Origin of the sequence: Shewanella sp. BJSY2023SW001 (assembly GCF_047314685.1) — a bacterium.
In the GTDB taxonomy this organism is placed as follows: domain Bacteria; phylum Pseudomonadota; class Gammaproteobacteria; order Enterobacterales; family Shewanellaceae; genus Shewanella; species Shewanella indica.
In genome coordinates, this window is record NZ_JBKORF010000023.1 from 1 (window position 1) to 11,244 (window position 11,244).

10 protein-coding genes and 1 riboswitch are annotated in these 11,244 nt (G+C 56.3%); of the genes, 1 reads left to right on the top strand and 9 read right to left on the bottom strand.

All coding sequences use genetic code 11. The features are described from left to right. Positions 1-279, bottom strand: a 279-nt coding sequence (locus tag ACMHXH_RS05740; RefSeq protein ID WP_413737788.1) for a transposase, incomplete at its 3' end; no start/stop codon positions are given. 801 nt (positions 280-1,080) lie between these two features. On the opposite strand from ACMHXH_RS05740, the gene ACMHXH_RS05745 reads away from it, so the two are divergent. Continuing rightward, positions 1,081-2,352, top strand: coding sequence for a hypothetical protein (locus tag ACMHXH_RS05745; RefSeq protein ID WP_039034189.1), 1,272 nt, complete (start codon positions 1,081-1,083; stop codon positions 2,350-2,352). Positions 2,353-3,230: 878 nt separating this feature from the next. Here the strand turns inward: ACMHXH_RS05745 and cobO are convergent. The 8 genes from cobO to ACMHXH_RS05785 all read right to left on the bottom strand — a co-directional run bounded on the left by cobO (position 3,231) and on the right by ACMHXH_RS05785 (position 11,117). Further along, entirely contained in the window at positions 3,231-3,845 is a 615-nt protein-coding gene (gene cobO, locus ACMHXH_RS05750) for a cob(I)yrinic acid a,c-diamide adenosyltransferase (protein WP_025011252.1), read from the bottom strand. Next, on the bottom strand, positions 3,835-5,478 hold the full coding sequence (locus tag ACMHXH_RS05755) for a cobyric acid synthase (protein WP_335900935.1): 1,644 nt from the start codon (positions 5,476-5,478) through the stop codon (positions 3,835-3,837). Before ACMHXH_RS05755 ends, cobO begins: the two co-directional genes overlap by 11 nt. A gap of 74 nt (positions 5,479-5,552) precedes the next feature. After that, positions 5,553-6,149 carry a bifunctional adenosylcobinamide kinase/adenosylcobinamide-phosphate guanylyltransferase gene (gene cobU, locus ACMHXH_RS05760; RefSeq protein WP_208135354.1) on the bottom strand — a complete coding sequence of 199 codons (597 nt, stop codon included), beginning with the start codon at positions 6,147-6,149 and terminating at the stop codon, positions 5,553-5,555. Beyond that, the gene (locus tag ACMHXH_RS05765) at positions 6,146-6,922 is read right to left on the bottom strand and encodes an adenosylcobinamide-GDP ribazoletransferase (RefSeq protein WP_025011255.1); all 777 of its coding nucleotides are present in this window, start codon (positions 6,920-6,922) and stop codon (positions 6,146-6,148) included. Before ACMHXH_RS05765 ends, cobU begins: the two co-directional genes overlap by 4 nt. After that, a complete protein-coding gene (cobT, locus tag ACMHXH_RS05770; protein WP_025888760.1) occupies positions 6,922-7,986 on the bottom strand; it encodes a nicotinate-nucleotide--dimethylbenzimidazole phosphoribosyltransferase in 1,065 nt (354 codons plus the stop codon). Before cobT ends, ACMHXH_RS05765 begins: the two co-directional genes overlap by 1 nt. A gap of 17 nt (positions 7,987-8,003) precedes the next feature. Beyond that, positions 8,004-9,074 (bottom strand): FecCD family ABC transporter permease, encoded by a 1,071-nt coding sequence (locus ACMHXH_RS05775; protein ID WP_243880639.1) that lies wholly within the window; start codon positions 9,072-9,074, stop codon positions 8,004-8,006. Then, the gene (locus ACMHXH_RS05780) at positions 9,071-10,012 is read right to left on the bottom strand and encodes an ABC transporter ATP-binding protein (RefSeq protein ID WP_208155711.1); all 942 of its coding nucleotides are present in this window, start codon (positions 10,010-10,012) and stop codon (positions 9,071-9,073) included. Before ACMHXH_RS05780 ends, ACMHXH_RS05775 begins: the two co-directional genes overlap by 4 nt. Positions 10,013-10,110: 98 nt before the next feature. After that, positions 10,111-10,248: riboswitch (cobalamin riboswitch) on the bottom strand. Between the two features lie 95 nt (positions 10,249-10,343). After that, the gene (locus ACMHXH_RS05785; RefSeq protein ID WP_335912390.1) at positions 10,344-11,117 is read right to left on the bottom strand and encodes a histidine phosphatase family protein; all 774 of its coding nucleotides are present in this window, start codon (positions 11,115-11,117) and stop codon (positions 10,344-10,346) included. Between the last annotated feature and the right edge of the window lie 127 nt (positions 11,118-11,244).

The following is an 11,244-nucleotide window of genomic DNA, read 5'->3' on the forward strand; positions in this document are numbered from 1 at the left end:
TTGTTCCGGACTCCACTTCTCATTGAGACCGAACTCAACAAAGGTGATGGTCAGTCCAGATATTCTAGACTTCGCGGACTGACAACGGCGTTTTAATGCCTTCGCCTGAGCGACTTCCGGCAAGTAATGGTTATCCCGAATTCGATTGCGATTTACTTCCCGGCTGATTGTGCTGTGACTTACTTTCAGACGTTTTCCTATCTCCCGATAACTGAAACCCTCGCGTAAATAGGCCTCAATCTGGTATCGTTGTCCCTCGATCAACTGCTTGTAATTCATGGTAACTACTCATGTTTGTTTGGCGACTACAGAGTATCACCAACAGGCAGTTGATCTCTCCTCACCGTTTAACCATGAGTGGTGCACTTATTATCTGAATTCGGGCCCAGGGATTCATTCAGAAAAGAAGCCCCCTGAAACATTCATATCTTTCACATTCTGCAATCAAGAAATCAAAGTTACGGGGATATAAGTCGTTTAACGGAATTTATTTGATTATTGTTTTTCGTCTAAATTATATCTGGTTCAGCTTTCACTCTTTTCAAGCTCGAAATTGGTAACAATCTCAACATCCGATGGAACAATATTTTCCATATAAAGCAATAACCCTCCATTAAAAACATCTATTGTCCAATTACTGGTTATAGCAGAACGGATTCAAACCCGTAGTAGTGCTGAACACTTTTAATACCTATAACCATGTTACCTCTCAGGCAATTCCCCGGGCCAGGATCAGGCATCACTTCAATGATTAGCTTGTCGCGAATTCAACACCTATGTTGATACACCTGAACACCACATTATATAAACGGCGGCTGAAAGCACAATTTCCGCCAATTACAGTCTATCCGAGGCATCAGTGAGGTATGTTTAACATAAGATGATGCCCCCCTTACTTTCTACAATCACCCGACGCCTTGATCCCCATTAACTGATGACAAGGCAGGACAATTCGCGATAGCATAAATAAATGAAAACCATCATTCACTAAGCAACTAATTTTAATTGGAAATATGGTTTTTTAACGAAAACATGATGGGGAAAAGCCTCACTACAAACTACGCGCAACAAGGACCTTGCATGAAACAAAGATTGGTATTTCTTGGCCTGGCCCTGGGTGGCCTAACCCTCAACACCAACGCTCAGCAGTGCGATCTCAGCATTACAGGTACTGTGCCCGAAGGGATTAGCCTGGATAAGTTGGTCGTTTCCACCTATGACAAGGAGCTGCCGGTCACCAGCAGGGACTACTCCCTGTGCGCCAGTAAGCAAGATCTTCAAGTCGTCGGCCGCCATAGCCCCAACAACACCATCTACCTGATGGATAAGAGTGGTGCCATCCCCAGAGGCATCTATACCGCCGAGGTATTTATCCAGAGCGAGGCGCTCACCTTGGGCCCGGCTTCCAGTTTGACCAAACAAGTCTGTAACCTACGCTGCGGCTACTATGCCAGCCAAAGGGTGCAGAACTCCAAAGAGTTGCAACAACTGGCGGCCGAATACCAACTGCTGTCCGCCACTGATGGCAAGGCAATTGGCGCCTTCCTTAGCCAAAACCAAGCCAAATTAGATCGAATCTACTATGGCGATATCCACCCTAAGCCATCAGCTCCAATAAACACAGGCGATCTCTGGGTCGATCCCTACAGCGGCGCGGGACTCTACTTCGATGCCCCCGAAACCATACTCAACAGCACCTTTAGAGATTATGTGAGCTCCGAAGCCAGAGCGGCGCGCCAGCAGGATGAGGCTGTCGCCGAAGCGATGAAGCAGCATAAAGCTTCACTACAAGGCTTAATGAAGGGTTTCAACAGTTGGCAAGAGCGGGTGGAGGCCGTCAACAGAGTCAGCGCTGAGCTAAAGGCCAGCCAGGATCCGGCGGCGATAAAGGTGGCGCAAATATTCGAGCGCGGCCTTGAAGAAGCCGAGGCGACTCTTAAAAGTTACCTTACCAACGACAACAAGACCCCAATCGCATCTCTGACCCAGGCCAACAAGACCTTCGAACTCTTGTTGGCCGACTGGACCAACGCCGCCTATATCCACAGCAAGGACAAACAGGCCTTCGCAGCCCTGTTCAGTGAGCAGTTTAAGCAGCAACTGCCGATACAAGATCGCGAGTTGGACAAGGCGCTGAGCCGCCTTATCGATCTGCCAAATCATCTGGGGAAGTTGTCTATCGAGGATGGTTATCAGAACATTCAGCTGGAGTTTAACAATCTCCTGCCAGACTCGAACCAACGCTATGACTTTAAGGATGCCCTGCACAGCGTTAGCTTCGTGTATGAGAAGGGCGCCTGGCGACTAGACAGCGTCAGCCAGCTACCCATCCGTCACTATGACAAGAGCTAAATGTAAAATATGAACCAAGGGGCGAGTTTGAATCAACACCTCAGCCCCTTGATAATCCCCCCCTTTATAACGGCAGTAAAAAGTAGAGGTTAAGCGACCATTAAAGGTGGTCACCCATGATTGTATTGCTTCCAATTGGTGATATTACGCTTTGACTTGCCCATGACATTGACCGTAAACCTGCGATGCAAGATCTGATCATGAAGTGCCAAAAAGATTCCACTGATTTAGGCAACAAAAAACCGCCGAGTCGCTTCAGCCCCTAAACCAATGCACCCATTTCAAACTGTTTGCGGCTGTGGCTAAGCCGTCAAGGAGACTCTACCCATGAGCATACAATGAGTATGTGATTGGGTGAGCAGGCGCAGACAATAACGCCACGGTCGTCGAGGGCTGACACACTTCAATCCCTAAACCAATGCACCCATTTCAAACTGTTTGCGGCTGTGGCTAAGCCGTCAAGGAAGCTCAGCCCATGAGCATACAATGAGTATGTGATTGGGGGAGCAGGCGCAGACAATAACGCCACAGTCGTCGAGGGCTGACACACTTCAATCCTTAAACCAATGCACCCATTTCAAACTGTTTGCGGCTGTGGCTAAGCCGTCAAGGAGGCTCAGCCCATGAGCATACAATGAGTATGTGATTGGGTGAGCCGACGCAGACAATAACGCCACGGTCGCAAACAAAAAATAAAGCACTGACAAAGCCGCCGAGTAGCTTTAGTTCCTGAGCAAATGCACCTATTTCAAACGGTTTGCGGCTGTGGCTAAGCCGTCAAGGAAGCTCAGCCCATGAGCATACAATGAGTATGTGATTGGGTGAGCCGACGCAGACAATAACGCCACGGTCGCAAACAGGAAGAAATAGAAGAAATATCAGTAGTCGAAACCAGGCTGCGCTTTAACCCCCGCCTCAAACGCATGCTTCACGCTATTCACCTCACTGACAGTATCTGCCAATTCAATCAGTTGCCTGTGGCAGTTGCGGCCGGTGATGATCACATGCTGCATGGGGGGGCGATTTTGCAACGCATCTATCACCCGCTGCAGATCCAGATAGTGGTAGCTGACCATATAGGTGAGTTCATCGAGCAGCAGTATGTCTATGCTGGCATCCTGAAGCCATTTTTCGGCGGCCGCCCAGGCCTTTTCGGCGGCGGCGATATCCTTGGCTTTGTCCTGGGTGTCCCAGGTAAAGCCTGTGCCCATGACTTCGAACTTGACCCCGGCACCTTCCAGTAGCTTTCGCTCACCGCACTCCCAGGTGCCCTTGATAAACTGCACCACGGCGCCCTGCTTGCCATGACCGACCGCGCGGGCCAGAGTGCCAAAGCCGGAGGTGGACTTGCCCTTGCCGTTACCTGTCACGACCAGGAGTATGCCCTTCTCTTCGGTGGCGGCCGCGATTTTGGCATCCACCGCCGCTTTTACTTTCTGCTGCCGCTGTTTATGACGCTCTGCCTTGATATCGGTTTGATTATTATCGGTCACCCGGGTCTTCCTCTTTGAATATGTTGATTATTTTATTGAAATCCAGATGTTGCTCCAGCACATCGGCCAAACGATCCAGCTGTTGTTGTCGCTGCTGATTGATATCCACGGCATGGCCCTGTGGCGCCGTCATCCCGGCCCAGGCGAGCAGCAGTTCACAGGCTTCTGGGCTGTCAAACAGGCCATGCAAATAACTGCCGAGAATTTGATTATCCTCCGACAGCAGGCCTTCGCTGCGGAGTGCTGGGAATTGTGTAGGTGCTGTGGTTTTTGCAGGTTTAGTGATTTTTGCGGGCTCAGTGGCGCTGGCACAGTTGCCGTCACTGCCTCGCTCATTAAGCAACAGTGGCTGGGTGCATTGGTTCGGGATCCGCGACGCTCCGCAGTGGATCTCATAGCCGGAGACTGACGCCGATGATTGCCCAAGCCTCAGGGTACCGCTGACATTGAGCAGCTGTTTTTCGACTTGCAGCTCGGTAGTGAGCGGCAGGTAGCCCAGCCCTTGGCTGGTACCGGGCAAGTCTTCCAGCCCCAAGGGGTCGGCAATGCTCTGCCCCAGCATCTGAAAGCCGCCGCAGATACCGATAAGCTTGCCGCCGTAACGCAGATGGCGAGCTATGCCCTTATCCCAGCCCTGTTGGCGGATAAAAGCCAGGTCGGCGCGCACATTCTTGCTGCCGGGCAACAGCAGGAGATCCAGCCCTGGAAGTTCGCCCTGATGGATCGGCCCTATATAACAAAACTCGATATCCGGATGCAGCCGCAGCGGGTCAAAGTCGGTATGGTTGCTGATCCTGGGGTACACCAAGACGCCGACTCGCAGTCGCGTCCCAGTTTGAGCTGTTTCAGATTGAGCTCGTGCTGATTGAGCTGTTGTCGGCTGCTCGGTAGCAGCCTGAGACTGAGCAGTGGGCTGCACCAGTGCATCTTCGGCGTCCAGATGCAGGGCATCAAGGTAGGGCAATACGCCCAATACCGGCTTGCCGGTGTGAGCCTCGAGCCAATCCAGCCCGGACTGCAGCAATGAGATATCACCGCGAAAACGATTGATCACAAAGCCTTTTACCCGCGCCTGCTCACTCTCGGACAGCAGGGCCAAGGTACCGACCAGGTGGGCAAATACTCCGCCCTTGTCAATATCGGCGATGAGGATCACCGGGCAGTCCACCGCTTCGGCAAAGCCCATATTGGCAATATCGCCCTGGCGCAAATTGATTTCGGCCGGGCTACCGGCGCCTTCTACCAGCAGCCAGTCAAACTCCTGCTGCAACCTGTGCCAGGATGCCAACACCGCCTGCATGGCAGCGGCTTTATAGTCACGACTCTCGGGGCCGAAAAAGGCGGCGGCTTCCAGGCTGGTCAGCGCCTTGCCCTGAATAATCACCTGCGCCTTGGTATCTGAGCTGGGTTTAAGCAATACCGGGTTGAAGTCGATTCTCGGCTCAAGACCGGCGGCCACCGCCTGCAGCGCCTGGGCCCGGCCAATTTCACCGCCATCCCGGGTGACGGCGCTGTTGAGCGCCATATTTTGCGGCTTGAAGGGCGCCACTCGCTGACCATGACGATGAAACACACGACAGAGTCCGGCCACCAAGGTGCTCTTACCGGCATCCGAAGTGGTGCCCTGCACCATAAGGCTGCGGCCAGGCCGGGCCAGAGCCGACAATTCAGCTTTAAGTTCTGCGCCATTATGGGGTACTGGATTACTCATACCTTACCCCGCTGATCCGGGCTTGTACCCGAAACGCTCAAGCCCAGGGCGCCACTGCTATCAGAGCTCACAGGCTTTAACGCCAGCGGTAAACCTGCGACCACCAGAGTGACTCTGTCGGCCTTGGCGGCCAGCGCCTGATTGAGCCAACCGGCCTCATCGACAAAACGCCGACTCAGCTCCCCAAGCGGCACTATGCCGGAGCCGACTTCGTTGCTCACCAGCAGCAGATCGCCGTCAAACCCGGCTACCGCCTGCAGCAAGGCCGCGCGTTCGCAAGCCATATCAGCACCTAAGCAGAGCTGATTACTGAGCCAAAGCGTCAGGCAGTCTACCAATACCGGCGCTCCAGAGCCTGAGCGCTGCACAAGCGCCTTGGCCAAATCGAGCGGCACCTCGGCCAACTGCCATTCGAGGCTGCCGCCTTGGCGTTCAGTTTGATGGTGGGCGATACGCCGGGCCATCTCCTCATCGGCGGCCTCGGCCGTTGCCAGATACCAGGGGCGGACATTGGCCGGGCACAAGTCGGCCAGTTGCCGCTCGGCGTAACCACTCTTGCCGCTGCGGGCACCGCCCAGAATAAGATGGATCATGCAGGGCTGCCTCCCAATGCCAGCAACAGCATATAAACCGCCAGCTCACTCACCTGCTGCGCCGCCCCCAGGGTATCGCCGGTGTAACCGCCAATCTGGCGCCGGAACCAGAACACCAGGGCCCAACGCAGCAGCAACATGGTCGGCAATAGCCAGAACAGCAGCGTGGTGGACAGCAGTGCCGTCAGCACAATTCCAGTCAGCAGCAAAATACCCAGCTCATTGAGCCCCTGCTGCTGCGCCAAAGGTTTGCTCTTGCCCTCGTCGCGAACATAGGTTTCGCTGAAGATAATGCTGGCCGCCGTCACCCGGCTGACACAGTGCGCCAATACCAGGGCCAGCGCCGCCTGGTTGATGTCGTAAAGTGCTAACTCCAGCAGTAACTGGTACTTGAGCAACAACACCAACACCAATGCCAAGGCGCCATAGCTGCCAAGGCGGCTGTCTTTCATGATTTTCAGTTTGTCTTCAACCCGCCAACCGCCGCCGAAACCATCGGCGGTATCGGCCAGGCCATCTTCATGAAAACCGCCGGTAACCAGCACACTGCTAATCATCGCCAGCACTATGGCGATGGAGCTTGGCAATATCCCGGCAGCCAGCAGTAACACCAAGGCGGAGATCAAGCCCACCACAACGCCCACCAGGCCAAAGTAGCGGCTGGCCTTGTTGAGGCTGTCGCTGTCCACCGTCAGGGCGCTGGGTACAGGAATACGGGTGAAAAAACCTATTGCGATCAAAAATAGCCGCAGCTGTCCGAGCCAGAATCCCATCAGAGCACCTCTTGGGTAGCAGGCTCTACCACCTTGTCGACCCCGGCTTCACCAAAGCTGGCCATCTGGTTGTAGAAGTTGGCCGCCGCCTGCACCAAAGGCAGCGCCAGCGCCGCGCCCGAGCCTTCGCCCAACCTGAGCCCAAGCCTGAGCAAGGGCTTGGCGGACATGGCCTCGAGCAGCAACTTGTGGCCGCGCTCTTCAGACTCATGGGCAAAAATAAGATAATCCCTCACCCCTGGCGCCAAACGCACAGCCGCCAGCGCCGCTGTCGACGCGATAAAACCGTCCACCAGCACGGGCACGCCAAATTCGGCCGCCGCCAACATGGCCCCTGTCATCTGCACTATTTCAAAGCCTCCGAGGCAGGCGAGGATACTGAGCGGCTCGGTCAGCTCGCAGTGGTGCAGCAGCAGTGCCTGCTCTATCAGCAGGCATTTGCGCTTAAGCGTCGCGGCATCTATGCCGGTGCCGCGGCCGACACATTCACTCACAGGCAGGCCGGTCAGGGCGGCCATCACGGCGGCGGCAGAAGAGGTGTTGCCTATTCCCATCTCCCCCAGCGCCAGCAGGTTGCTGCCGGCATCGATATGGCGTTTTACCAAGGTGCGCGCCATGGCAAACCCTTGATGCACAGCACCCAGAGTCATGGCGGCGCGTTTGTGGATAGGCCCGGTGCCGGCGCCCAGGCGCTGCTCTGTAACCTCGGGGATCCCCAAGGGGCTGAGAATGCCGCAGTCAATCACCTCCAGCTCGAAGCCGGTCTGGCGACAAAACACATTGATGGCGGCGCCGCCGGCAACAAAGTTGAGCACCATTTGAGTGGTCACCTCGCTGGGGGCAATCGACACCCCGGCCGCGGCAATACCATGGTCGGCGGCAAACACCAGCATCACGGGACGGCGGATGACCAACTCATCAGTGGCGGAACCGAGCTGAATGCGCCCCAACTGCAGCGCCAAAGCCTCCAACTCACCCAAAGCGCCCAGGGGTTTGGTCTTGTTGTCTATGCGGGCCTGAATCGCGTCATCCAGCGCGTGATTGATTGCTGCAACCTGGTACATCCTTCCCTCTCTTATCGTTATTGGCCGCGTTTACGCAGCACCATCAGGAAAAACAGACTGCCGATGGCCGAGGTGATCACCCCCACCGGCAGCTCTTGGGTGGGCAGTATGCTGCGAGCCAGCACGTCGACCCAAACCATAAACAGGCCGCCCGCCAGTGCCGTCAGCACCATGGGGTGCTGCCCCGGCAGCAACAACCTGACAATATGAGGCACCATCAGCCCCACAAAACCTATCCCGCCGCAGTGGGCCACCAAAGTGGCGGTAATAAGCGAGCATAGCAGCAGCATGGAAACCCTGAGTCTTTGCACCCTGATTCCCAGAGTGTGGGCGGTTTCATCACCGGCAAGCATCGCCAGTACCTGACGCTTGAAGGCCAGGATCACCAGTAAGGCCGCCAGCACCACCAGAGTGGGCAGTCCAAGCCCATCCCAACTGGCACGGGCAAAACTGCCCAGACTCCAAAACAGCAAGGAGGTGGTGGCCTGCGGGGTAGAAAAATACAAGATCAAGCTGGTGAGGGCGCTGAACATAAAGGAGATGGCGACCCCGGAGAGCAACATTCTCTCTATCTGGTTGCCGATATTCCTGCCCGCGAGCAGCAGTACCATGAGCACGGCCAAACTGGCACCGATAAAGGCTCCCAGCGGCAGCGATATCCCGGAGATGGCCGAACTCAGGCCAAGGCCGGTCGCCAGGGCGACCGAGACCACCGCGCCGAAGCTGGCGCCCGAGCTGATACCGAACAGGTAAGGATCGGCCAGCGGGTTGCGGGTCACCGCCTGCAATACATAACCCGACAATGCCAGACCGCTGCCGGCGATAAAGGCCAGCAAGATACGCGGCAGGCGCAGATCCCAGACGATACGCTCGCTGATAGCGGACGGCTCACCCACGCCCAGCAGGTGTTTGCCAATCACTCTTGCCACATCGAAGAGACTAATATCTGCGGCGCCAAAACCGGCGGCGGCCAAGGGTGTCAACACAGTGCCGAGCAGCAACAGCAGCCAGCACCAGTAAAGTCTGGGCAAGGGCTTGAGAAACCAGCCGATAAGCGAGCGCCCCGGTGCGACCATGGAAGTAGTCATGCGCCACCTCCCACCGAGCCTGGGCGCCGGTCAGTTTCCTTGTGGGCAACACAGGTTTCGGCCGAGGCAGGCCCTGCCATTGGCTCGACTATCGCAGCGCCGTGAACCTTGCCACTAGCGAGAGCCGCCGAGCTTACAGCCTTGCCGTGACCAGGCTCTGGCGACTGATAGCCGTAAAAGTAGTGGATCAGCGGCCTTCCTAACTGCGGATGCGTCCCCACCTGGCAGCAGACACCGAAGACACCGGCAATTCTGTCTTCGGTCAATACGCTCTGGGGCGAGCCGTGGGCAATACGGCGGCCGTTATCCAGCAGCAAGAGTTCGTCACACAGGGCCGAGGCCAGATTGAGATCGTGAATCGAGGCGATCACCGTGACCCCCAGGTTGCGCACCAGCTCGAGGATCTGGATCTGATAGCGGATATCCAGATGATTGGTGGGCTCGTCCAGGATCAAAAGCTTGGGGCGCTGCACTATGGCGCGGGCAATCAAGGCCCTTTGCTTCTCACCGCCGGAAAGCTGCGCGAAAGGCTCAGCGGCCTTGTGCTGCAACCCGACCTGCGCCAATGCCGCCTGCACCTGGGCCTTGTCGGCCGCCGATGGCATATCAAACAAACCCTTGTGGGGAGTCAGTCCCATGGCCACTAATTGAGTCAGATCCAGTGCCAGTTGGGCCGGGGTATCCTGCAGCACCACGGCCACCTCTTTGGCGAAAGCTTTGGCTGACAAGCTATTGATATCCTGCCCAAACAGCTGGATCTGGCCGCTGTCCGGGCGGATATAACGATAGAGGCAGCGCAGCAGGCTCGACTTACCGGCACCATTGGGGCCTATGAGCCCGAGCATCTTGCCACTTGGCAGCTCAAAACCCACATCGGCCAATACGCTGTGACCACCGGGAAGCCAGCTAAGCTGTTGTACCTTGAGTGCCAGGCTCATAACCGCCCCCCGACATTGAGCCTGTGACCGGCAGAAGGCTCAGGCTGCAGTGGAAGAATCATCTATTCGCTCCCCCGGTTTACCCGCCCGGGTTTCTGGTTTGGTTTATCAGCCTGGGCAGGTCTCCTGACTCGTCGCCAACGGCGACTCACAGTTGCGGGCACAGTCCGGGCTTTCCCGGTTCCCTGGGTTGGTTCACCTGCAAAGGTGCCAACACCCTGGCTGCTGCCGCACTTGGCGGCCATTTGGGGTTATTATCCCGGTTTTATCGCTCGGCACAATTGCCTGGCGCAATAGCGCAGCACAATCACCACCGGACGCTTGCTCCGCACTATTGCGGCCAGTGGAGCTTGCTGAAACACTGCCATTCTTGGTCACTTTCACCGCTGGCATCACGGCTGGCATAGAGGGTTATTCTGACCCAGGCCGCATAAGGTAGCTCCAAGGCGTTGAACACTGCCGCAGGCGGCATTTGCCCCGGCAGCAAAATCTCGGCCAACAGCAGCCGGATAACCCCGCTGTGAGTCAGGATCAGCGCTGCATCGGCGCTTGTTGAAGAAGCAGAGCCTTTTGAACCAGAGCCTTTTGAACCAGAGTCTCTTGAATCAGAGCTTTCGGAACAACTAACCTCTCTCGCAAGCCAGCGCTGCACCATAGTCTGCCAGCCATCCAACACCCGGCTACGAAAGGCTGGCAGCGATTCCCCGCCCGGCGGAGTATTGGCCACAGGGTCACGCCAGAAGGCTTCGGCCGCCTCGCTATGCTGCTGATAGACACTCGCCACCTTCATGCCGTCCCAGTCACCGAAGTCCAGCTCCCAGAGCCAGTCATGCTGCTGCAGCGGCGCCGGGAAATAGTCGGGCATATCGGCCTTGAGCTCGGCGGCAAAGGCCTGGCAACGCTGGGCCGGAGAGCTCAGCAGCGTCAGGCGGTCGGGAGCACTCGGCAACTGTTCCAGCGCACTACTGATAGCCCGCCAGCTACGCCACATCTGCGCTTTGCCCTCATCGCTCAGGGCCACATCACTGCGGCCGCGGATAATCTCGCCGCCTTCACATTCACCGTGCCGCAGCAGATAGATATTCAGTTGCCTATGTTCAGCCACACACTTCTCCCGTCAGAGTCCGGTGGTTACCGGGCCAATTTAACCTTGCCGCAGGCCGCCGGAATCCGTATATTATGGACGTCTATACGTATAAATGTCCAAAATAACTTTCCGCGCCCACACACGC

Bases quoted from the DNA above. Each gene is read 5' to 3' on its own strand.
- ACMHXH_RS05745 (WP_039034189.1), top strand. From the start codon at position 1,081: ATGAAACAAAGATTGGTATTTCTTGGCCTGGCCCTGGGTGGCCTAACC.
- ACMHXH_RS05755 (WP_335900935.1), bottom strand. From the start codon at position 5,478: ATGGTGCAGGGCACCACTTCGGATGCCGGTAAGAGCACCTTGGTGGCC.
- cobU (WP_208135354.1), bottom strand. From the start codon at position 6,149: ATGATCCATCTTATTCTGGGCGGTGCCCGCAGCGGCAAGAGTGGTTAC.
- ACMHXH_RS05765 (WP_025011255.1), bottom strand. From the start codon at position 6,922: ATGGGATTCTGGCTCGGACAGCTGCGGCTATTTTTGATCGCAATAGGT.
- cobT (WP_025888760.1), bottom strand. From the start codon at position 7,986: ATGTACCAGGTTGCAGCAATCAATCACGCGCTGGATGACGCGATTCAG.
- ACMHXH_RS05775 (WP_243880639.1), bottom strand. From the start codon at position 9,074: ATGACTACTTCCATGGTCGCACCGGGGCGCTCGCTTATCGGCTGGTTT.
- ACMHXH_RS05780 (WP_208155711.1), bottom strand. From the start codon at position 10,012: ATGAGCCTGGCACTCAAGGTACAACAGCTTAGCTGGCTTCCCGGTGGT.